At 70.4% G+C, this 22,223-nt stretch carries 20 protein-coding genes; 10 read left to right on the top strand and 10 right to left on the bottom strand.

What is annotated here, in order from left to right; genetic code table 11:
• The first annotated feature begins 32 nt into the window (after window positions 1–32).
• Both ACWGDE_RS02295 and ACWGDE_RS02290 read left to right on the top strand, forming a co-directional pair.
• Window positions 33–476: a hypothetical protein gene (locus ACWGDE_RS02295; RefSeq protein WP_453387065.1), complete on the top strand. Its 444-nt coding sequence runs from the start codon at window positions 33–35 to the stop codon at window positions 474–476.
• Between the two features lie 59 nt (window positions 477–535).
• Complete coding sequence (locus tag ACWGDE_RS02290; RefSeq protein WP_453387064.1) at window positions 536–2,662, top strand: tetratricopeptide repeat protein; 2,127 nt, start codon at window positions 536–538, stop codon at window positions 2,660–2,662.
• 55 nt (window positions 2,663–2,717) lie between these two features.
• Here the strand turns inward: ACWGDE_RS02290 and ACWGDE_RS02285 are convergent, their stop codons facing one another.
• Complete coding sequence (locus ACWGDE_RS02285) at window positions 2,718–3,518, bottom strand: thioredoxin domain-containing protein (RefSeq protein WP_453387063.1); 801 nt, start codon at window positions 3,516–3,518, stop codon at window positions 2,718–2,720.
• A 272-nt stretch (window positions 3,519–3,790) separates the two neighbouring features.
• Between ACWGDE_RS02285 and ACWGDE_RS02280 the strand changes: the two genes are divergently transcribed.
• Window positions 3,791–5,458: a lytic transglycosylase domain-containing protein gene (locus ACWGDE_RS02280; protein WP_453387062.1), complete on the top strand. Its 1,668-nt coding sequence runs from the start codon at window positions 3,791–3,793 to the stop codon at window positions 5,456–5,458.
• A gap of 182 nt (window positions 5,459–5,640) precedes the next feature.
• Here the strand turns inward: ACWGDE_RS02280 and ACWGDE_RS02275 are convergent, their stop codons facing one another.
• Window positions 5,641–5,844 carry a cold-shock protein gene (locus tag ACWGDE_RS02275; protein WP_112451444.1) on the bottom strand — a complete coding sequence of 68 codons (204 nt, stop codon included), beginning with the start codon at window positions 5,842–5,844 and terminating at the stop codon, window positions 5,641–5,643.
• 237 nt (window positions 5,845–6,081) lie between these two features.
• On the opposite strand from ACWGDE_RS02275, the gene ACWGDE_RS02270 reads away from it, so the two are divergent.
• From ACWGDE_RS02270 to ACWGDE_RS02255, 4 genes are all read left to right on the top strand, one after another.
• Window positions 6,082–6,945 (top strand): menaquinone biosynthetic enzyme MqnA/MqnD family protein, encoded by an 864-nt coding sequence (locus ACWGDE_RS02270; protein WP_453387061.1) that lies wholly within the window; start codon window positions 6,082–6,084, stop codon window positions 6,943–6,945.
• A gap of 214 nt (window positions 6,946–7,159) precedes the next feature.
• A complete protein-coding gene (locus ACWGDE_RS02265) occupies window positions 7,160–8,002 on the top strand; it encodes an MBL fold metallo-hydrolase (RefSeq protein WP_453387060.1) in 843 nt (280 codons plus the stop codon).
• 138 nt (window positions 8,003–8,140) lie between these two features.
• A complete protein-coding gene (locus ACWGDE_RS02260; protein WP_453387059.1) occupies window positions 8,141–12,592 on the top strand; it encodes an FtsK/SpoIIIE domain-containing protein in 4,452 nt (1,483 codons plus the stop codon).
• Window positions 12,593–12,692: 100 nt separating this feature from the next.
• Window positions 12,693–13,556, top strand: a complete 864-nt coding sequence (locus ACWGDE_RS02255) for a hypothetical protein (protein ID WP_453387058.1) — start codon at window positions 12,693–12,695, stop codon at window positions 13,554–13,556.
• Window positions 13,557–13,617: 61 nt separating this feature from the next.
• On the opposite strand, the gene ACWGDE_RS02250 is transcribed toward ACWGDE_RS02255, so the two are convergent.
• Complete coding sequence (locus tag ACWGDE_RS02250) at window positions 13,618–15,006, bottom strand: PE-PGRS family protein (protein ID WP_453387057.1); 1,389 nt, start codon at window positions 15,004–15,006, stop codon at window positions 13,618–13,620.
• A 156-nt stretch (window positions 15,007–15,162) separates the two neighbouring features.
• On the opposite strand from ACWGDE_RS02250, the gene ACWGDE_RS02245 reads away from it, so the two are divergent.
• Both ACWGDE_RS02245 and ACWGDE_RS02240 read left to right on the top strand, forming a co-directional pair.
• On the top strand, window positions 15,163–15,831 hold the full coding sequence (locus ACWGDE_RS02245) for a hypothetical protein (protein ID WP_453387056.1): 669 nt from the start codon (window positions 15,163–15,165) through the stop codon (window positions 15,829–15,831).
• 48 nt (window positions 15,832–15,879) lie between these two features.
• A complete protein-coding gene (locus ACWGDE_RS02240) occupies window positions 15,880–16,140 on the top strand; it encodes a hypothetical protein (protein WP_453387055.1) in 261 nt (86 codons plus the stop codon).
• 94 nt (window positions 16,141–16,234) lie between these two features.
• Here ACWGDE_RS02240 and ACWGDE_RS02235 read toward each other — a convergent pair whose 3' ends face one another.
• The 7 genes from ACWGDE_RS02235 to ACWGDE_RS02205 all read right to left on the bottom strand — a co-directional run bounded on the left by ACWGDE_RS02235 (window position 16,235) and on the right by ACWGDE_RS02205 (window position 21,109).
• The gene (locus ACWGDE_RS02235) at window positions 16,235–16,495 is read right to left on the bottom strand and encodes a WXG100 family type VII secretion target (protein ID WP_453387054.1); all 261 of its coding nucleotides are present in this window, start codon (window positions 16,493–16,495) and stop codon (window positions 16,235–16,237) included.
• 228 nt (window positions 16,496–16,723) lie between these two features.
• Complete coding sequence (locus ACWGDE_RS02230) at window positions 16,724–16,906, bottom strand: hypothetical protein (protein WP_453387053.1); 183 nt, start codon at window positions 16,904–16,906, stop codon at window positions 16,724–16,726.
• A gap of 87 nt (window positions 16,907–16,993) precedes the next feature.
• On the bottom strand, window positions 16,994–18,010 hold the full coding sequence (locus ACWGDE_RS02225) for a hypothetical protein (protein WP_453387052.1): 1,017 nt from the start codon (window positions 18,008–18,010) through the stop codon (window positions 16,994–16,996).
• A gap of 17 nt (window positions 18,011–18,027) precedes the next feature.
• Entirely contained in the window at window positions 18,028–18,672 is a 645-nt protein-coding gene (locus ACWGDE_RS02220; protein ID WP_453387051.1) for a hypothetical protein, read from the bottom strand.
• Between the two features lie 190 nt (window positions 18,673–18,862).
• A complete protein-coding gene (locus tag ACWGDE_RS02215) occupies window positions 18,863–19,327 on the bottom strand; it encodes a hypothetical protein (RefSeq protein ID WP_453387050.1) in 465 nt (154 codons plus the stop codon).
• Between the two features lie 112 nt (window positions 19,328–19,439).
• The gene (locus ACWGDE_RS02210; protein ID WP_453387049.1) at window positions 19,440–20,438 is read right to left on the bottom strand and encodes a hypothetical protein; all 999 of its coding nucleotides are present in this window, start codon (window positions 20,436–20,438) and stop codon (window positions 19,440–19,442) included.
• 23 nt (window positions 20,439–20,461) lie between these two features.
• Complete coding sequence (locus ACWGDE_RS02205) at window positions 20,462–21,109, bottom strand: hypothetical protein (protein ID WP_453387048.1); 648 nt, start codon at window positions 21,107–21,109, stop codon at window positions 20,462–20,464.
• A gap of 386 nt (window positions 21,110–21,495) precedes the next feature.
• Between ACWGDE_RS02205 and ACWGDE_RS02200 the strand changes: the two genes are divergently transcribed.
• Complete coding sequence (locus ACWGDE_RS02200; protein WP_453387047.1) at window positions 21,496–22,206, top strand: hypothetical protein; 711 nt, start codon at window positions 21,496–21,498, stop codon at window positions 22,204–22,206.
• Window positions 22,207–22,223: the final 17 nt, after the last annotated feature.

Here is a 22,223-nt window from a genome sequence, read left to right as displayed (position 1 = left end):
TTTGATCATGCGGTAGGGGCCAGCATGGAGCCATGACGGGTTGGCTGAGGGCGTGTTGGTGGGCGTTGGCGGTCGTCGGGACCGGTGCGGCGGCCGGGTTGACGGTGTGGGTCTCGGTGGGGCACCCGGAGGGGGCCGCCCAGGGCTGGGGCATCGCCGGGGCGGTCGCCGGCATCGCCGCGCTGGGGGTCGCACTGTGGCAGCTCAGGCTCACGGCACAGGCCGCACAGGCCGCACAGGCCGCGGGGAGCGCGGCCGCAGCCCCCGCCCCCGCCCCCGCCCCGATGCCGGTGTCCGCGGAGGGCGGGTCGGTCGCAGCGGCCGGGAACGTGAGCAACGCGCGAGCCCGTGACGCGGCGCCCGGTACGGGTACGGGCGCGGGCCCGGTCGCGGGCGGGCCCGGGATCTCCGCGAGCGGCGGCTCGATCGCGGCGGGCGGGGACGTCGACGGGGCGAGCGCCCACCGGGGCCCGTGAAGCTCCCGCCGCGGCGACGCGCCGCCGATTCACCCGTCGCCGCCCCGGCGCCGCCGGAGGTGAAGGCTGAGCAGGGGTCGATCGCGGCCGGTGGCGACGTGGTCGACTCGGTGGCGGCGACGGCCGCACAGGGAGCGATCGCGGCGGGCGGCGACGTGGTCAACCCGGTGGTGGTGTACGCCGAGCGGGCGCTGCCGGCCGAGGCGTACGCGCCGATCGACCCGGACGCCGCGGTGCAAGGGGTGTCGAACATCCCGGCAGCGGCGGGGTTCGTCGGCCGGGGCGCGGCGCTGGACGCGCTGGACGAGGCCTTCGCCGACGGCGCGGGCGGGGTGGTGCTGCACGCGGTCCACGGGCTGGGCGGGGTCGGCAAGTCCACGCTGGCCGCGTACTGGGCCCTGCACCGGGCGACCGCCCGCGTGCGGTGGTGGATCACGGCGGACGGCCCGGAAGCGGTCGATGCCGGGTTGGCGTCCCTGGCCCGTGCGCTCCAGCCGGGGCTGGGAGAGCTGCCGACAGAGCTCCAGGTCGAGCGCGCGGTGCAGTGGCTGGCCGCGCACGGCGACTGGCTGGTCGTCCTGGACAACGTCGACCGCGTCGAGGACGTCGGCGCGGTCATCGACCGGCTTGCGGGCCGGGGCCGGGTCCTGGTCACGACCCGGCGGGCGACCGGCTGGCACAGGTATGCCACCACCGCCGCCATCCGCCTGGACGTCTTCGAACCGACCGAGTCCGTCGCCCTGTTCACCCGCATCCTGGACCACCACGGACTGCGGGACACCGACGGCGCCGACGTGCTGTGTGTGGAGTTGGGGCACTTGGCCCTGGCCGTCGAGCAGGCCGCGGCCTACTGCGCCGAAACCGGCACCGGTCCCCGCGCCTACCTCGAGATGCTGGCCCAGTGGCCCGCCGCGATGTTCGCAGCCACCGCCGAGGGCGGCGACTCCGAGCGCACGGTCGCGAGGATCTGGCGGCTGACCCTCGACCGCCTGGCCGACACCCCCCTGGCCGGAGACCTCCTGCGGATCCTGGCCTGGTACGCCCCCGCAGGCATCCCCCGCGACGTGCTGACCGCCGTCGCGGAGCCGCCCGCCCTCGCGTCCGCGATCGGCAGGCTCGTCGCCTACTCCATGGTCACCGACAACCACGACGGCACCCTGAGCGTGCACCGACTCGTCCAGGCCCTCGGCCGCACCCCCGACCCGGAGGACCCCCACCGCCTTCCCGACAACATCGACTCGGCCCGAGACCAGGCCGCCGTCTGCCTTGGGATCGCCTTCCCCACCGAGGTCGATCATCCCGTGAACTGGCCCCGATGCCGGGCACTCCTCCCGCACGTCGAGGCCCTCACCCGCCACCACACCCCCGACCACGACACCATCGCCACCGCCTACGCTCTCGACCGCGCCGCCACCTACCAACAGGGACAAGGCGCAGTTTCCCCAGCCATCCGGGCCTTCCAACGCGCCCTCGCCACACAGGAGCGGGTGCGGGGGACCGATGACACCAACACGCTGACCGCCCGCAACAACCTGGCGGGCGCGTACAAGTCGGCGGGGGATCTGGACCGGGCGATTCCGCTGTACGAGGGCACCCTCGCCGCCCAGGAGGGGGCATTGGGTGCCGACCACCCCGACACCCTGAGATGCGGCAACAATCTTGCCTCCGCGTATCAGGCGCTGGGAGACCTGGACCGGGCGGTGCAGTTGCACGAGCGGACTCTGGAGGACCGCGAGCGGTTGTTGGGCGCCGACCACCCCGAGACCCTGACCTCCCGGAACAACCTCGCGGGTGCGTTCGCGTCGGCGGGAGACCTGGACCGGGCGATTCCGCTGTACGAGCGCAACCTGGAGGACCGTGAGCGGTTGTTGGGCGCCGACCACCCCGGCACCCTGCTGTCCCGGAACAACCTGGCGTTCGCCTACAAGTCGGTGGGGGATCTGGACCGGGCGATTCCGCTGTACGAGCGCACCCTGGAGGACCGCGAGCGGTTGTTGGGCGCCGACCACCCCGACACCCTGACCTCCCGGAACAATCTCGCGGGCGCGTTCGTGGCGGCGGGGGAGCTGGACCGGGCAGTGCCGCTGTACGAGCGCACCCTGGAAGGCTGCGAGCGGGTACTGAGTCCGGGTCATCCGACGACTGCCGCGGTGCGGGCGAACCTGGAAAGAGCGCGGTCCCTGTAGTGCTCCGACGACTGGCACGGGCCGCTACGGGCCCATGCCGCCGCCCCCGGCCCCCCTACTTCAGGTTCTCGCCGATCAGCTTCTTGAACGCGTCCGGGGTGATCGAGTCGATGCCCTGACCCGAATTGACCGTGAGCTTCGTGCCGTTGATGGAGACGTCCGGCGTCCCCTGCATGTTCTGGTCGTAGAAGGCCTGGCCGACCTTCTCGGCCCACGGCATGTACGTGAGTTCCTTGACCGCCTGGTTGAAGCCGGGCGTGCGCAGGCCCGGGACCTGGTCCGCGAGTTCCAGCAGGGTGGCCGTGGAGCCGAACTTGTCGTCCGTCTCCTTCTCCGGGTGGTTCTTGTAGAGCACCTGGAGGTACTCCATGAACTTCTCCGGGCTCTCGTTCACCGCGGCGCCCAGGGCGTTGACCGCGCGCTTGGATCCCTTGCCGCCGCCCAGCGCCTTGTCCAGGAAGGTGGCGAAGTGGTACTCGACGCGGTACGTGCCCGCGTCCGCCTGCTCCTTGATGGTCCGGCCGAGGCCGATCTCGACGCCCGCGCAGTAGGGGCAGCGCGGATCGAGCCAGACGGAGAGGACGTTCTTCGCGTCCGCCTTGCCGTACGGGATCACGATCCCGTCCTTGCCGGTGGTGTTGGCCGGCTGCACGAAGGGCTTGCCGGCCGCCTCGTCGCCCGAGCCGGAGGAGTTGGACGCGTAGACGCCGATGCCGACCGCGACGGCCAGTACGGCGACCAGCGCGCCGCCGATCAACACGCGCCCGCGCAGCTTCGCCCGCCGGGCCTGCGCCTCGCGTTCCTCGCGCAGTCGATCGCGGGCCTCGCGCCGCTGGTCCTTCTTGCTCGTTGCCATCCGACAAGAATAAAGACCGCAGAGCGGCCAAGTATGGGCCATTGGGGCGAATGGGGCAGGGACTTAAGGCCTTAGTTCAATTACGGACAAGGGACCGGTGAAGACGAGACGAATGGTGGGGCACATCTCCCGGGGGGACGGTGAGTCGGGTCCGAAGACCTGATAGACAGTTAACATCCACGGCCCGACCGGCCGTACGTGAAGCAAGATGTGACGTTTTTACGTTGTACGGGGGCCCGGATCGGCCGCCGCCTTGGGGGGATTGCCGCACTGTGAAGCCACTTCACCGTCACCTCGTCAACACCTCGCGCAAGGTCATGTGCACGGCCGCCCTCGCGGCCAGCCTGACCACCGCCGCGGTCGTGACCAACACGCCGATCGCGGGTGCCGGGGAGGCCGAGCCGACCCCCGACAGTCCGCAGGCCACCGACCGCGGTGACGCCAGGCTGGACCTGCCGGACCTGATGGCCGACCCGCCGCCGCTTCCCCCCGGTGCCGCCACCCCCGAAGGGGCCGCCGCCGGCATACCCATGACCGCCCTCGACGCGTACAAGCGCGCCGAGGTGTCGGTGGCCGCCGCGCTGCCCGGCTGCAAGCTGCCCTGGCAGCTGCTCGCGGGCATAGGCCGGACCGAGTCCGTGCACGCCTCCGGATACGGGCTGAAGGCGGACGGGTACACCGAGAAGCCGATCCGCGGGCCGCGCCTGGACGGCAACGGCTTCGCCGAGATCAAGGACACCGACAAGGGCGAGTGGGACGGGGACGCCGTCTACGACCGCGCGGTCGGCCCGATGCAGTTCATCCCCTCCACCTGGGCGACCTGGGGCGCCGACGGCAACGGCGACAGCAAGCGCGACCCGAACAACATCTACGACGCGACGCTGGGCGCCGGCCTCTACCTGTGCGCGGGCGGCCGGAACCTCTCCGACGCGGCGCAGCTCGACAAGGCGATCCTCAGCTACAACAACTCGCGCGAGTACGTGAACACCGTGCTCGGGTACATGCGGCAGTACCAGGCCGGCGACGGCGTGCCCGTGGCGAACCCGCCCGCCGCCGACTTCCCGGTCTACAACCCGCCGGTCGTGCCGCCGCCGGCGCCCAAGCCGACGCCGACTCCCACGCCGACCCCGACGCCTACGCCGACTCCCACTCCGACCCCCACGCCTACGCCGACTCCGACGCCGACCCTGGCCAAGCTGGAGGTGGTCGGCTCCGCCGAGCTCACCGCCGAGGCCGGGACCGTGTTCGGGCAGACCCCGCAGATCAAGGCGCTGCTGAGCGACGGCAAGCCGGCCACCGGCCAGGCGATCGTGGTCTCGGTCGACGAGGACACCACCGGCAAGACCGTCTTCGCGGCCGACGGCAAGGACTTCGTGGTCCTGCACGCGGACGCCGAGGGCCTGGTCACGGTGCCGAGGCTGAAGGCGGGGGCCAAGGAGGGCGCGTTCGTCCTGCGCGCCACCGGCTACATCACTTCGGCCGAGGTCTCCGTGCGGATCGCGGGCAAGGTCACCCCGGCGAAGCCGGTACCGGTCCCGGAGGCGGACCTGGTGGTCCGCAGCGGCGCGAACGCGGACAAGCCGGTCGTGGCGGTGACCGGGGCCGCGATCAGCGGCGTCGAGTTCCTGGCGACGGCCAAGGAGAAGCCGGTGGCCGGGGCGAAGGCCGTGGCCGGGTTCGGTGCGAAGGACAAGGACGGGAAGTGGGTCCCCGCGGACCCGGCGGCGGCGGGCGCGACGCCGTACTTCCTGGACAAGGACGGCAGGAAGCTCACCGAGCTGGCGCTGGCGGCGACGACGGCGGACGGCAAGATCGTCCTGCCGGAGGTCTCCACCACGGGCGTCGCCGCGGGCAAGTACACCCTCCGGATCCGCATCTCGGAGACCGTGGAAACCTTCCTGGAGATCACGATCACGGAGGCGGCAGCCCCGAAGGCCTGACCCCGGGCCTGCCTACGGCAAGCAAGCGCCCCCTGGCACCGTCGGATGGTGCCAGGGGGCGCTGCCGTCACCCCGACGACCCGGCCAGGGCAAAGGCAGGAGCCCCGTCGACTCTGCTCGCGCAGAGAAGACAGGGCTCCTTGGGTACTGCTTATCCAACCGCGATTGGTTGGCCCAGGCGACTAGGCCGGGGTGACGTTCTCCGCCTGCGGGCCCTTCGGACCCTGGGTGACGTCGAAGTTCACCAGCTGGTTCTCCTCAAGGGAGCGGAAGCCAGCGGCGTTGATCGCGGAGTAGTGGACGAAGACATCCGGGCCGCCGCCGTCCTGGGCGATGAAGCCGAAGCCCTTTTCAGCGTTGAACCACTTGACGGTTCCGGTAGCCATGAGCCCTCCTATGGGCCAAAGGGTCGCCCTGCTCCAGAACCTGCTAAGAAGTCTGAAAACTACAAAAGCCTGCGGGTCACATTCTCCGCAGGCCTCGTACTGCAAGGGAAACCAAACTGCAACTTGCGTCGAGCCTAGCACGCACCCTGCGGCCGAGACCAGAGGGAAAGATCACGTCACTCGGACGTTTGAGACCCGCCAGACGGCTGACGCCGACGCGGGGGCTAGTCTCGCGATGTGGACGTCTATCGCAGCCGGCCCCGTGTCGGCCACATCCAGTTCCTGAACTGCCTGCCTCTCTACTGGGGGCTGGCCCGAACCGGCACTCTGCTGGACCTGGAGCTGACCAAGGACACCCCCGAGAACCTCAGTGCCAGCCTCGTCCGGGGCAGCCTGGACATCGGGCCGATCACCCTCGTGGAGTTCCTGCGCAACTCCGGCGAGCTCGTCGCCTTCCCCGACCTCGCGGTCGGCTGCGACGGCCCCGTCATGTCCTGCGTGATCGTCTCGCAGGTGCCCCTGGACCAGCTGGACGGCGCCCGCGTCGCCCTCGGCTCGACCTCCCGGACCTCCGTACGCCTCGCCCAGCTGCTGCTCGCCGAGCAGTACGGAGTGCGGCCCGACTACTACACCTGCCCTCCCGACCTGGGGCTGATGATGCAGGAGGCCGACGCGGCCGTGCTGATCGGCGACGCCGCGCTGCGCGCCTCCCTGCACGACGCGCCCCGGCTCGGGCTCACCGTCCACGACCTCGGGCAGATGTGGAAGGACTGGACCGGACTGCCGTTCGTCTTCGCCGTCTGGGCCGCCCGCAAGGAGTACCTGGAGCGCGAGCCGGTCGTCGTGCAGAAGGTCCACGAGGCCTTCCTCGCCTCCCGCGACGTATCCCTCGAAGAGGTCGCCAAGGTCGCCGAGCAGGCGGCCCGCTGGGAGGCCTTCGACGCGGAACTGCTGGAGCGGTACTTCACCACGCTCGACTTCCGCTTCGGCCCCGAGCAGCTGGCCGGCGTACGTGAATTCGCGCGGCGGACGGGAGAGACGACGGGCTATGCGCCGGATGTGGCCGTGGAGCTTCTGGCGGCGCCGGTCGCGGGGTATTAGCGCGTCTTATGGCTGACCCCCTTTCCGCAGGGCGGAAAGGGGAATGCGCGCCGTTTACCCGTTTACCGGGAATGCGTTCTCCTTTCACGCTCCCGTCCCCGACGGGGAATGCCGGGTGCGGGCGGGACGGGCCGGGGGCACGATGGAGAAGGAGGCCTCCGGGCCTCCGCCGGCCGCGAGCGTGCTCACATCAGGGGGCCTTCGGAGCTCCGTCATGACCACTCGCAGAGTCGGCCGGGACGTCAGCGTCCTCGGCGACGCCCTCGAAGTACCCGGCCTCGGCTTCGTCCCGGTCAACGCGTTCGTCCTGCACGCGCGGGAACCCGTCGTCGTCGACACCGGCCTGGGACTGCCCGACCGGGACTTCCTGAAGACGCTGGCCGAGGCCGTCGACCCCGCCGACGTGCGGTGGATCTGGCTGACCCACCCCGACCGCGACCACACCGGCGGGATCTTCGCCCTGCTGGAGGCCGCCCCGAAGGCCCGCCTGGTGACGACCTTCCTCGGCGTGGGCGAGATGTCCACGGAGCGGCCGCTGCCGATGGACCGGGTCTTCCTGCTCAACCCCGGCCAGGCACTGGACGTCGGCGACCGCTCGCTGACCGCCTTCCGGCCGCCGCTCTTCGACAACCCCGCGACCGTCGGCTTCTACGACGACCGCTCGCGGTCCTGCTTCAGCTCCGACTGCTTCGGCTCGCCCCTGCCCGACGGCGGCCTCGCGGCCGGCGGGGAGGCCGGGGAGGTCGGCCCCGAGGAACTGCGCGCCGGGCAGCTGCTGTGGGCGTCGGTGGACAGCCCGTGGGCGTCCGTGGTGGACCGGGAGAAGTTCCTCGCCACCGTCCGGCCGCTCAAGGAGATGGACCCCGAGTTCGTGTTCTCCACGCACCTGCCGCCGGCCTCCGGGGTCGGACTCATCGCCCGCATGATCGACACGGTCGGCCTCGCCCCCGGACTCGACCCCTTCACGGGCCCGGACCAGCGGGCGCTGGAACAGATGCTCGCCGGCTTCGAGCCGACGGCAGCCGCCCCGTCGGCAGCCGCCCCGGCCGCGGCCTGAGACGTACGGCAGTACCGGGACGGGCCCTCACCCCCGGGCGGTTGTTCCCGACGCCCCGCACACGTACTAGCCTCACTTGATCAGCGAGGACCGAGTGGGTGGGCGGCGCAGCACGCGCTGACGGTGAGGGGACGGGGCATGCGAGTCCGGGTGACGGTCGTAGCGGGGGGTATATCCCCGCAGGACGTGGTGGTCGACGCGGACGAGCGGGCGACGGCCCGCGATGTGGCGGAAACGCTGGCCTCGGCCTTGGGCGTCGCCCCGCCGGGGCCGGTCGCGGGGGCGCGCGAGGTGGTCGTACCGCTGCACGCCGGTCACGCGATGCACGCGCCCGCCGGGCCGACCCTGTGGGCGGACGGGCAGCGCTGGGAGCCGGGGGCCCCGGTCGCGGGGATCCTGCGCGACGGCATGCGGGTCTCCATCGACGACGCCATCGGCCCGCTGCTGCGCCGGGGCGAACCCGCCGGCCGCTACGAGCTGAGGATCGCCGCCGGCCCGGCCGCCGGCCGCGTGGTCCGCCTCGGCGTCGGCACGGCCACCATCGGCTCCGCCCCCACGTGCACGGTGCCCGTCCAGGACGGCGCACTGGCCCCCGTCGCCGCGCGCGTGACGATCGACGTCAAGGGGAACGTCACCCTCCAGGCCCAGGGGGGCGCGGGGGTCCTGCTGGACGGGGAAGCGGCCGAAGGCGACCAGGCCTGGCCGCCGGGGACCGTCGTACGGGCCGGGGACTCGCTCCTGGTGCTCGACGTGGTCGGCGAGCCGGACGCGCACCTCTCGGCGACCGGCGAGGGCGGGCTCGCCTACAACCGGCCGCCCCGGCTCTCGCCGCTGCGGCCGCAGCCGCGGGTGGTCGTGCCCGTCATGCCGTCCAAGTCGGAGAAGGCCCGCTTCCAGATGATCGCGGCCTTCACCCCGATGCTCTTCGGCCTGGTCATGTACGCCGTCACCAAGCAGATCTACATGCTGCTCTTCTGCGCGATGACCCCGGTGATGATGCTCGGGCAGTGGATCAGCGACAACCGCGAGGGCAAGAAGAAGAACAAGACCTCGATGAAGCAGTACAAGAAGGACGTCGCCGCCTACGAGGCCGAGCTGATCCGGCTCGGCAAGCAGGACCAGACCCACCGGCGGGCCGACAGCCCCGACCCCGCCGAGGTCCTGCTCTTCGCCACGGGACCGCGCCGCCGCCTGTGGGAGCGCCGGATCACCGACGTGGACGCCCTCCAGCTGCGGATCGGCGTCGGCACCCTCCCGGCCGGCATCGAGCTGGTCATGGCCCGCGGCGGATACGCCGAGGACAAGCCCGAGCTCCCCATGGTGGCCGACGTACCGGTCACCCTGTCCTTCGCCGAACTCCGCGTCGTCGGAGTCGCCGGCGACCGCGCCCGCGCCCTCGCCACCGTGCGCTGGCTCGCCGTACAGGCCGCCGTGCTGCACAGCCCCCGCGACCTCTCGCTGGTCGTGCTGTCCTCCGTGCGCGAGGCCGGCGCCGACTGGGCGTGGGCCCACTGGCTCCCGCACGCCTCGCCCCAGCTCGGGCAGGACTGCGTCGCCCTGGTCGGCTCCGACCCCGAGGCCGTCACCCGCCGCGTGAACGAGCTCGTCAACGAGCTGGCCCGGCGCAAGGCCGCCCGCGAGAACCACAGCTCGATGCGGGGCAGCATGGTCCCCGACCCGTTCGTCCTGGTGGTCCTCGACGGGGCGCGGCTCCTGCGCCGGGTCCCCGGCGTCCCGCAACTGCTCCAGGAGGGGCCCGAGTACGGGATCTTCGCGCTCTGCCTGGACGAGGACGAGCGGGTGCTCCCCGAGGAGTGCTCGGCGGTCGTCGCGTGGACCTACGAGTCGCCGACCCGGGTGCGGCTGCGCGGCAGCGGGCTGGAGGCCGTCGGCGAGGTGCTGGCCGACCAGGTCGGACCCGAGTGGTGCGAGCTGCTCGCCCGCTCCCTCGCGCCGGTGCGCGACGTGAGCCGCGACGACGCGGGCGGCTCCCTGCCGACGGCGGCCCGGCTGCTGAACCTCCTCGAGATGCCCGACCCGGCGGGGAGCGACATCGAGAAGATCTGGCGGGCCGGAGGTTCCACGACCGAGGCGCCCATCGGCATCGCGGCCGACGGAACGTTCACCCTGGACATCCGGCGGGACGGGCCGCACGCCCTCATCGCCGGTACGACCGGCGCGGGCAAGTCCGAGCTGCTCCAGACGATCATCGCTTCGCTGGCCGTGGCCAACCGGCCGGACGCCCTCAACTTCGTCCTCATCGACTACAAGGGCGGCAGCGCCTTCATGGACTGCGCCCGCCTCCCGCACACCGTCGGCATGGTCAGCGACCTCGACGCCCACCTGACCGAACGCGCCCTGGCCTCGCTCGCCGCAGAACTCCACCACCGCGAGACGATCCTGTTCAACGCGGCCACGAAGGACATCGAGGACTACAACGACACCAGGAAGCTGCGCCCCGAACTGGAGCCGATGCCCCGCCTGGTGCTGGTCATCGACGAGTTCGCCTCCCTGGTCAACGAACTCCCCGACTTCATCGCCGGACTCGTCGACATCGCGCGCCGAGGCCGTTCGCTGGGCGTGCACCTGATCCTCGCGACGCAGCGCCCGGCCGGTGTGGTCAGCGCGGACATCCGGGCCAACACGAACCTGCGCATCGCGCTGCGCGTGACCGACGGCACCGAGTCCCAGGACGTCATCGACGCCCCCGACTCCGGCGCCATCGCCAAGTCCACCCCGGGACGGGCCTTCGTCCGCTCCGGAGCGCAGTCCCTCGTGGGCGTGCAGTCCGCACGGATCGGTGGCCGGCGCCCGGCCACCGGGAACAGCGGCCCCAAGGCGAACCTGATCCCGCTCACCTGGCAGTCGTACAGCCGCCCGCTGCCCAGGGCCGCCGACGGGGGCGACGACGGCACGATGGTCACCGACCTCGCCGTGCTCGTCGACGCCGTCCGGGCGGGCTCGGACGCGATGGGCTTCCCGGCGCCGCGCAGCCCGTGGCTGGACCCGCTGCCCGAACACGTGACGCTGGAGGACCTGCCCCAGGCATCCGACCGGCCCGCGCACGGGGACGTACCGCTGATCGGCTACGGGCTCACCGACCTCCCGGCGCAGCAGGCGCGAGCCGCGTTCGGACTCGACTTCGTGGGCGGCGAGCACACGATGCTGGCCGGCGGCGCGCGTTCGGGCCGGTCCACGGCACTGCGGACGCTGGCCGGAGCGCTGGCACGCGCCACCGACCCGGGCGACGTCCACGTGTACGGGATCGACTGCGGGTCGAACGCCCTGCTGCCCCTCGTACGGCTGCCGCACGTCGGCGCCGTGGTCAGCCGTGACGAGCCGGACCGGGTGCGGCGGCTCATCGACCGGCTGCTGGCGGAGATCAGCAGGCGTCAGCAACTGCTCGCCATGGAAGGGGCGTCGAGCGCGGCCGAACAGCGCGCGGCGGCCGCTCCCGAGGACCGCCTGCCGTGGATGGTCCTGCTGCTGGACAGCTGGGAGGGCTTCACCTCGGCCTTCGAGGCCTACAACTACGGCCAGCTGATCGAGATGGTCCAGCGGATCTTCCGCGAGGGTTCGGCGGTGGGCCTCAAGGTGGTCATGACGGCCGACCGCAGCGGCCTCAGCGGCATGGTCGCCTCCGCGTTCGCGGACCGGCTGATCATGCGCTTCGCCGACCCCAACGACTACTCCATGGCCGGCATCCACGTCCGCGAGGTCCCCAAGAACATGGGTCCGGGGCGCGCGCTGCGCATCACCGACACCGGCATCGACGAGACGCAGATCGCCCTGCTCGACCAGGACCCCTCGGGCCAGGCCCAGGTACGGATGCTGCGGGAGATCACGGAGGCGGTGCAGGCCCGGTACGGCCGGATCCCGACGCGCCGCCGCCCGATGCGGGTCGACGCCCTGCCCGCCCGGGTCACGGCGGAGCAGGCACTGGCCCTGGACCCGGAGTTCACCGCGCCGTCGCCGCTGTGGGCGCTGCTCGCGGTGGGCGGGGACGAGCTGGCTCCGCTCGGCATCAACCTGGAGGAGTCCGGTCCCGGCTTCGTGATCGCGGGACCCCCGAAGTCCGGCCGGTCCACGGCACTGGTGTGCGCGGCCGAGTCGCTGCTGGCCGCGGGCACGCCCCTGATCCTCATCACCCCGCGGCGCTCCCCGCTGCGGGACCTGGAGGGGCGCCCGGGCGTCCTCGGCGCCCTGAACGCGGAGAGCGGCGAGGAGGAGCTGGCCGAGCTGACGGAGAAGGCGCAGGGGCGCCCGTACGTCCTGGTCGTGGACGACGCCGAACTGCTCTACGACACCCGGCTGGACGAGCCGCTGGAAGCCCTGCTGCGCAAGGGCGCGGACGGCGGCCTCGGCATGCTCACGGCCGGTACGACGGACGCCCTGTCCTCGCAGTACCGGGGCTTCGTGGTGGCGGCGCGCAAGTCGCGCAACGGTCTGCTGCTGACTCCGCAGACCAGTCAGGACGGAGAGATCTTCGGCATCCGCCTCCCGTCGAACACGGGCGGCGGCGCGGCGGGCAGCGGCCTGCTCGCGTCGGGCGGGTCGTTCGTCCCGGTCCAGGGCGTGATGCGCGGCTGAGCGGGGTGCGGCCGGGGCGCGGGGGAACCACACCGAGCGCTCCGGTCGGTTCGTATGCTGATCCAGTGATTTGACCGAACCACGTCCAGAATTCCGAGAAGTGAGCCGAGAGATGCCCTCCTACGACAGTTCCCGCGCCCGATTCCGACTCGCAGGCCGGCACATCGCGGTCCTCGCCTTCCTGGTGGACGGCGAGACGCCGCCGGAGGAACTGACGGAATCCATGGGTGAGCTGCAGCGCGTCGGCCTGGTCGGGCAGGAGGGGGAGCTGGCGCCCGTACTGCGGGATCTGCTGAGCACCCTGGCGCACCCGTTCACGACGGTGCAGGTCGAGATCACCGGCGAGCACGGCCCCGTCGACCACGGGATCGTGGTGGGTCCCGAGGCGGTCGTCTCCTTCGACTCGTGGCCGGGCGAGGAGGAAGCGGAGTACGTTCCGGTCGAGCCCGGGATGCTCGTGTGGGAGCTGTCGCGCAAGATCAACCTGCGGCGCGGCGAGCCGGACGTCGAACTCCCCGAGGTGACCCGGATCGAGACCACCATGGGCACCCTCGACGCGGTGTTCGTGGCGATCAACGAGGCGGCGGCAGCCGGGGCGACCAGGGACGATGCGGAGATCCGCGACCTGACCCGCCGGGCTGCGACCGGGGTGGACCCCGCTCTGACCGGCCCGGCGCTGGAGCAGTTCCTGGAACTGGTCCTCGCGCTCAACGCGACCTGGCGGGTCACCACCGTCTGGGACGGCCGCCACGAGGGCGAGCGCGCCACCATGATCCGGGCCCTGGCCGCCTGGGACTGCGGTCCGCTGGGCTACTGGATCCGGGAGGCCCCGGAAGAACCCATCATGCCGGGCCAGGTCACTCCGGCGAGCACCCTGACGGTCGTCCGCTCCACGCCGGGCGAGATCTGGGACAAGCTGACCGATCTGCTGCCGGACAAGGAAGACCTGTACGTGGAGGACTGAGCGGCGCGGGCGGGCGGGCGGGCCGGTCGGGGGCGGGCGGGATCGGGCCCGCCCCCGCGGCTCACCACTTGAACGGGTTGTACTTCTTGACCTTGTCCTTCACCCAGTCCTTGGCCTTGCCGGCGCCGGCCTTGATGTCGTCCCAGTGCTCGACGACCTTGAGGCCGCCGTAGATGACACCCGTGATCACCGCCGCGCCGATCGTGATCGGGGTCGGGGCGATCATCGCGGCCGTCAGCGAGGCGTTGAAGCCGACCTCCGCCCAGTCGGCCATGTAGCCGACCTTGTTCTCCTTCCAATCCTTGGCGTGGTCCCTGTCGACGGCGTTCCAGAAGCTGACGCCGGTGGAGACGACGCCGCCGACCACGCCGGCGCCGCGCAGGAAGCCCGCCGTCTTGGTGGCCGCACCCAGGCCCTTGAGGAACGGTGATGCGGTGGAGGCGCCTTCGACGGCGTTCACCCCCCGCTGGAGTTCGGCCGCGTTGCCGGCGACACGGATCAGGCTCGCCTGGCCCGCACGGGTCACGGGCTGCCCGGAGTGGGTGAACCCTCCGTACACCCGGGCTGCCGTGTCGGAGCCGACGACGAAATCGATGGCGGCGTTGGCTCTGGTACCCATGAAGGGGAGGGTGCGGAACCGGTTCCAGCCACCACCGATCAGGTCGTTGTGGGCGTTCGTGGTGAACGGAACCCGCATGGCCTGCTGGTAGTAGTGGTTGTTGGCGGCGAGCTGCCCCATCTTCCCGGGGAACCAGGTACCGGGCGCCGCGACTGACCGAATGGGCGGCGACCACCTGATGATCTTGTTGCCGCTCCACTGAACGAGCCCGTTGCTGGAGGACCGCAGCATGGTGCCGATCTGGATGCGCAGCGCTCTGCCGGGTGCCGTCGTGATGTAGTTGCCGACCACCACGCGGGTCAGCGAGGTACCCGAGATGGTGACCACACCGGCGGCCAGGGTGAGGCTGTGCCAGTCACCGAAGAGGCCGACCAGGGTGGCGATCGTCTCTTCGTGCAGCGGCATGCCGGGGATCTGCTCCCAGGCGTGTGCCGTGAGCCGCTCGATCCACTCGTTGACGGTCTCCTCGGGCTTGCGCTTGAAGTCGTAGGCCTTCGGATCGTCGCTGGCGGCCACGGAGTTGGCCAGCAGGAAGAGGTCGGGCGTGAGTCCGTCGCCCTGGTAGTTCTTCAGCTCGTCCGGCGTGAAACCGGCCCACAGCAGGCCGGCTTGCGGGTCGCCATCCTCCAGGCGGGCGATGGTGGCCCTCTTGCGGAGGTCCGGAGCGGTGTCGTTCGCCCAGGCGCGCAGCGGCTTGAGAGCCCCCAGCTTGCTGGTCACGCCCAGCGCGGATGCCCGGGTGAACGCCTCGTCCACGCTGTCCCGCACCCCGCCCCGGCCGTCCACCAGCTTGGCGAGCTGGTCAAGGTCGTCCGGATTCACCCGTCGCATGGAGCCTCCCCCGAGAGCGTCTGTCGATCTGTTGATCGTATGCGGCAAGATGGGCCGGAAGTGACGTAGGGAGGGAATCGTATGGTGTTCGGGAAGAAGAAGCCGGCTCGGCCGGCCGCCGATCCGGGACCGTGGGATCGGATTTCCAAGTTCACTGTGGGGACGATCACGCGGAGCGCCATCCGTTCGTCGAAGCGGGGAGAGGGCCCTCTGGCCGTACGGGCCTTCAGCTGGGTGGCGGGCGACGTGGAGATGACCCCGTTCCTGTACGTGGTCCCGATCGAGCCCGGGGCTCCGGCGCGGGCGGCGGGATTCCGGCTCCACCCGACCCCGGACGCGGCCGGAACGCCGGTGTGCTCGGTGCTGCCCGACGAGAAGGCTCGAGGGCGGTACCAGGTCCTGGACGCCGAGGGCGTGGAGCTGGGTGCCGTGCTGCGGACGCCGGTCGCCAAGCGGTCGATCCAGCACGGCTGGTGGCTCGAGGCACCCGACCACCCCGAGATCGCGGCCAGGTACCACTGGGCCGAAGGTACGGCTTCGGACGTCGGAGAGCGCGCCGCCTTCCAGGTGGTGAAGGTTCCCTTCCTGGTGCTTCAGGAGGTGGTCACCCTCGGGATCGGAAGCGAGAGCGACAACTCCTCAGTGCCCAAGCCGGCCACCTGGCGCTCGGGAGACGCCACCGTGATCTCGTCCGAGAGCCAGTTCAACGCGCGCTGGTACTCCATCGAGTCCCCGTGGCTCGACCGGCGCCTGGGCTTCGCCCTGGCGGTGCTGCGCGACGGCAACCGCAAGCCCCAGGAGGGCGCGGGCGCCTCCACCACGTAGCACCGTCGATATGCTGGCTGCGTTGTCGAGACAGCGGGGGAGGCTGCCATGGGTAACCCGGATGTTCAAGAACTCAACCAGCGCGCCGGCGCATTGAGGTCGCTCGCCGACCACATCGAGAAGATGATGGACGCGCCGCAGAGGTTCAGCACGGGTCAGATGCAGACCTGGGAGGGGCCCAACGCCACGGACGTGCGCGGCAAGCTCGGTACCTGGAAGAGCACGTGCGCCACGGTCGCGAAGTCGCTGCGCGAAGAGGCCCAGCAGAGCGCGAACGACGCCAAGGAGCTGCAGAAGCCCGCGACCTGACCGCCGGCGGGCCGGGACGGCGTACGACGACGGGGTGTCCACCTGAACCAGGTGGACACCCCGTCGTTGTGAGACAACCGATCCGCGGGACGGATCAGGTGGCGCGCTCGATGTTGTCGGCGCTGGTGGACGCCGACTTCTGGGCGTCGTTGAGGGTGGTGACCCACTTCACGAACGTTCCGCGAGCGGTGTCCCACTCCTGGCGGAACTGGTCCGACTTCGGACCCTTCCAGTAGCCGGTGCTACCGGAGGTCGAGGTGTTCAGCTGGTTGATCAGAGTCTGCAGGTCGCCGGCCTTGTTGCCGAACAGCTTGGCCAGTTCCCTGAGCTGCTTGATATCTGCGCCACGATCCATGGCGGCCCTCCCCGTGTAACTGTGAACGACGAACGCTCCGTTCGCATCAACGGACGCTATCGCAACCCTAAGCGAAAAGGATCCCCTTTCCGAACGTGCGTCCGTGATTATGGTGAGGCCGCAGGGACCACAGAGGCGGCTCCGCACCGCCATGGCGGGGTGCCGGTGACCGGCGGAGCCAGGCGGTGACGAACGGCTCCGCACCCCGCGCTGCCTTGCCCGGCCCCGTCAGCCGGCTCGCCGGACGGTGTGCAGTCCGAGGGCATCCTGCTGGTCGACGTCGGAATCGGCTGCGACGTGGACGGGCACGAACACCAGCATCCAGTGGAAGCCGAACAGCCATCGACCGACGAGCCGCGGCAGCCCCGGGCGACCGCTGCCGGCCACCCTCACCACGCGGAGCCCGGCCACCGCCTTGCCGATGGTCGCTCGTGCGGCGAGGCCCGCCGGGGTCGTCCCCGGCGGGCCTTCTTCCGGTTGCTGTCCGCGTCCGTCCGGTCAGCGGTTGACGGCCTGGATTTCCTGGACCGTCAGGTTCTGGGGCTCGCCCGCCAGGGTGCCCGAGGGCAGAGCTCCTCCCGTGCCGTTGCTGCCGGTCCACGCGGCTGTCCAGGTGACGGTGGCCTGGAGCGGGAACGTTCCGCTGCCGGAGGAGCGCAGGTACGTGACCCCGCAGGGCGGGGTCTGGTTCTCGGAGCCTGCGGTGAACGGAGCGCCGGCTCCGCCGCCGGGGTTGAACGCGCACTCGCCGCCACCGGGGTGGAGGGTGGCATCCGCCGTCCCCGGTTTGATCTGGACCGACGAGGGTGTGGCGGTGGCGGTCGCCGTGATCGTCACACCACCCGAGTTGAGCGTGGCGGTGACGCTCTTCGGCTCGAAGACCGCTTTGTCCATCCACGCCCAAGTCGGGAGGTTCACCTTGGTGTTGGCGGCGGGAGCCAGAGTGACCTTGGTGGTCGGCAGCTGGATCTGGGCGTAGGCGAGCTGTCCGAGGATCTCGGGAGTGATGGCGTTCGCGAAGGGAGGAGCGACGCCGTTGTCGACCCAGCGGGGAAGCTCGCTGCAGGTCTGTGCGGCGGGCTCGAGTTCGCGGCCCTCGGCCCTGACGCCGACCCAGAAAGCGCCTTGTCCGGCCTTGTCGAGGTTGTAGTTCTTGTACTCGCCGTCCTCGTACATCTTCTTGAACTCCGCCGCAGCCTTTCCGGCGTGGGGCATCTGGCCGGGGTAGTTCACCGTCTCGTTGTAGAAGGCCTCGATGTACGCCTTGAGTTCGGCGGGCGACCGCGGCTCGTACCAGCAGGCGGGCGGCGTCCAGTTCCCGGCGGCGGTGAATCCCTTCGAGGTGTCACCGGCCTGCTTCTTGTCTCCCGTGGTCTGGATCACCGAGGTGAGCGTGCTGCCCTTCAGCCCGCCTCCGGTCTGGGGGTCGCCGCCCTGGGACTTGCCCGGCGGAATTTCCGCCGATGCGGTACCCGGTATGAGAGCGAACGCGGTGGCGGTCGCTCCGATCGCCACCCATCGGAGTGGCCTCATTACGGTGTGCACGTCTTATCCCCTCGCTTCGACACGAGCTTCGTCGTCTGCCAAACGCCCTGGGCGTTCTTGTCGAGCCTGGCGCTGTAAGTGATGTACGAATTGTTGGAGGCGGGAGTGGTCAGGACCTTGCCCGTCTTGCGCTCCTTGACGAACCCCTTGCCGTCGTCGGAGCAGTAGCCGATGCCGGCGGCAGAGTCGCTGAACATCTCGACCTTGGGATTGAAATAGCGAACGGTCCCCGTAAGGGTCCAGTCCTCGTTCTTGAAGCTCTGAACCCATGTCGAGGCGCCGATCAACCCCTCCCCCTTGTAGTAGAACGGGAGCGCGGGGGATTCGGCCTCTTCGCCTGTGATGGCGGCGTTGGTGGCGTTGATCTGGTTCTGGAGATCGGCCAGGGCCGCGTCCTTGGTCGCGTCCCCAGTCGTCCAGCCTTCGAAGCTGGTCGTGAAGTCCGCCGGGAGCGTGATCTTCGGACGGCCCGCCGCGTCGGCCGGGCTCGCGCTCGGGGAGGCGGACGGCGGAGCGCTGGATTCCGTGCCCGCGATCTTGTCGTTGGGCTTGTCGCCTCCGCCGCATGCGGTCAGGAGGAGGCAGGCAGTTGCCCCGGCGGCGACTGCAACGGGCAAAGTGCGGCGGTTCACTGGGCGCTCCTGGTGGGGTGAGGGTCATTTGAAGCTGTCAGACGCTACCTGTGTGATGAATGGTTTCGCCAGACGAGTCGGTCCGCGTCGCCGAGTCGCGCAGTCGTCTCCCACGAGGGCGAAGGCGAAGGCGAGGCGGCGGTCGAGCCAGGGGATGTGACGGTGGCCTCCGCGCTGCCCTGGGAGAGCATCACCGTCTCGGTGCCCGCCTTCCACTCCAGGGTGCGGGGCTTCTTCGGCCTGCCGCCGTCGCCGCCCAGTGCGGAGTCGAGGTAGAAGAAGGACGCCAGGTGTGCTTGAAGGGCCGCTTCGGGGGGATGCGGCGGAGGGTGCCGATGAGCTGCCCTTGAGCGTCGAGGACGGCGTGGTGGCGTTCCCCGCTGACCTCGTCGGGGGCGTCCACCGAGCAGAGGAGGCGTTGGGCTTCGGGGTCCTCGTCCAAGGTGAGGGCGGGGCGGGGGCCGACGTACGCGCAGGGGGCGAAGGCGCGCTGTTCATCGGTGCCTACTGGGACCCGTACGGCTCGTGGGCCGGTCACGGCCCGTTTGCGCTTGCGGGTCAGCGGGCGCTCGACGTCGCTGATGACGAAGGTGCCTGCCTGCTCCCAGCCCACCGCCTCCATGGGCGGTTCGACCGGCTTGTTCCTGCCGAACATCGCCAAAGTCGCTCCCCGGATCTGCCCGACACCCCTGACACCCCTGACGTCCCGACGGCCACCGTGGTGGCCGTCGGGACGCGTCCGTCGTTCGTCCCGCGTGCTCGTGCGTTTAGCGGTTGACGGCCTGGATCTCCTGGACCGTCACGTTCTGGGTGGTGGTGAAGGTTCCGCTGGGGAGGTTTCCACCCTGGCCGTTGCTGCCGGTCCAGCTGACTTCCCAGGTGATGCTGGCTTCCAGCGTGTAGCTGCTCTTGCCCGAGGACCGCAGGTACGTGACCCCGCAGGGCGGGTTCTTGCCGTCCGACCCGGCGCTGTACGGGGCGCCGATGGTGCCGTCCGCGTTGATGGCGCACTCACCGGAGCCGGGGTGGAGCGAGGCCTCCGACGTGCCGGGCTTGATGTGGAGGGAGACCGGCTTGGCGGTGGTGGTGGCGGAGATGGTCGTGCCGCCGGCCGTGAGGGAGGCCGTCACCGCGACGTTCTTGAAGACGGGATCGCCGTTCCAGATCCAGGTGGGCAGGTTGACCTTGTTGTTCCCCGTGTCCGGGGCCACCGTCACCTTCGTGGTGGGGATGTCGAGCTGGTTGTAGGCGGCCTGGGCGAGGATCTCCGGCGTGACGGCGTTCCGCATCGGCGGCGGGGTTCCGTTGGGGACCCATTCGGGCAGGTCGCTGCAGGAGAACGCGGCGAGCTCGTCGCTGCGGGCGGGATTCTGGACGCCGACCCAGAAGGCGCCCTTGCCTTCCTGGTCGAGGTTGTAGTCCTTGTACTTGCCCTCGGTGTACATCTTCCGCAGTTCGGCCATGGCCGACTTGGCGTAGGACGGCTGCGACGGGTCGTTGACCACGTTGTTGTACGAGCCCTCGGACGCGGCCTTGAAGTCGGCGGCCGACATGGGCTCGTACCAGCACGCCGGCGGAGTCCAGTTGCTCGTGGCGTGGAAGTCGCTGGACTGCGTCTTGCCCGGTCCCAGCGCCGGCGAGAAGCTGACCTTCGATGTGAGGGTGTTCCCCTGGACGCTGCCGCCGGTCTGGGTGCCGCCGCCCGGAGGGCGGTCTGCCGACGCCACTCCCGGTACCAGTGCCAGCGTGGCCGCGGTCGTACCCACAGCGGCCCATCGCAGTGAAGCCCTTATGGCGTGCACGTCTTGTCCCCCCGCTTCGAATCCATCTGGGTCGTCTGCCAGATCCCCTGCTGGTTCTTGTCCATCCGCACGTTGTAGGTGACGTACGAATCCTTCGTGACGGGCGTGGTGAGGACCTTGCCCGTCTTGCGCTCCTTGGCGAACGCCTGACCTTCGTCCGTGCAGTAGACGACTCCGGCCGCCGTGTCACTGAACATCTGGATCTTGGGGTTGTAGAAGCGGGTGGTGCCCGTCACCGTCAGGTCGTCCTTCTTGAACTTCGCGATCCAAGTGGAGGCGCCGATGAGGGCCTCTCGCTGGTAGTAGAAGGGGATCGCCGCGGACTCGGCATCGTTGTTGGCGATCGCGGCGTCGGTGGCGTTGGCACGGTTGGTGACGTCCGAGAGGATCGCGTCCTTCACCGGATCGCCTGTTGTCCAGCCTTCGTACACGTTCTTGACGTCGTCCGGCAGCGTGATCTTCGGGCGGTTTGCTGCTTGGGACGGGCTCGCGCTCGGGGATGCGGACGGTGGAGCGCTGGATTCCGTGCCCGTGATCTTGTCGTTGGCCTTGGTGTCGCCTCCGCCGCATGCGGTCAGGAGAAGGGCGGCAGTTGCCGTGGCGGCGACTGCAACGGGCAAAGTGCGGCGGTTCACTGGGCGGCTCCTGGTGGGGCGAGGGTCATCTGAAGCGTTCAGACGCTACCGGCGTGGAGAATGGTTTCGCCAGGGCGAAGGTCAATGGATCCCGACGGATCGGCCGCCGAGCCGCCGTGCGATCGGGATCGCGGGCTCTCGGGAGTCCATCCTCCCCGGCGGGGCGAGGCGGTGTCTGAGTACGTGCACCCCGGGGTCTGAGTACGCGTACTCAACTGTCCGTCACCGCGTCTCGTGGGGGCGGACTCGCCTTGAGGTGCCTATGTGCCGCTGCTACCGTGCGATCAGCTTACTTTTTCTATGGTTCGGCAAAGTCTCCAATCTGCTTGGTTCTGTTGGAGAATGGCCGATTTTGTCTTTTGTAGTGCGCGCGGGGGAGCAGTCGAGTGAAGGTCCAGGAACGTTCGGGTGCGGCGGGCCACAGGAGTTCCGGGCCCGCTCAGGGCGTTGGTGAGCGGCTGCCCTCCTCGGGGCGGGAACGCAAGCCCGCGCTGGCCGCGTTGGCGGTGCTGCTCATCCTCATCGGGGCCCTCGGGGCCACCGTGCTGGTCCTGCGGGCCGGCGAGCGGATCGAGGTCGTCCGGATCTCGGGGGACATTCCCGCGGGCAAGTCCGTGACCGACGCCACCATGACGTCGGTGCTGGTGGCGGACGACCCTGCCGTCCACTACGTCCGGTGGGAGCAGCGGGAGGCGCTCAAGGCGCTCCAGGCGAAGAACAGCCTGGTCAAGGGCACCATCGCGATCGGCGAGATGTTCACGGACGTCAAGGGACTGCCGGACGGGAAGGCCTTCGTCGGCCTCTCCCTCAAGGACGGCCAGTACCCCGCCGGTCTCAAGCCCGGTGACCACGTCGCCGCCTACCGCGTGAGCGCCGACGCCACCAAGCCCGCCACCGGCGCGGCCGCCGGCGCCGAGAACACGCTGCTCGTGAAGGACGCCAGGGTCAACGACGTCTTCGTCAGCGACGGCAAGACCATCGGCAGCGGCAACCTGCCCGTCACCGTCATGGTCAGCGCCAACGAGATCGCACCACTGACCCAGGCGGCCGCGTCCGGCCAGGTCTCCCTGGTGCTGATCCCGTCGGCCGCCGGCTGATTCACGGGCGCACAGGA

This window comes from Streptomyces sp. NPDC054956, from assembly GCF_053609185.1.
This window is presented reverse-complemented; position numbering and strand designations above follow the sequence as displayed.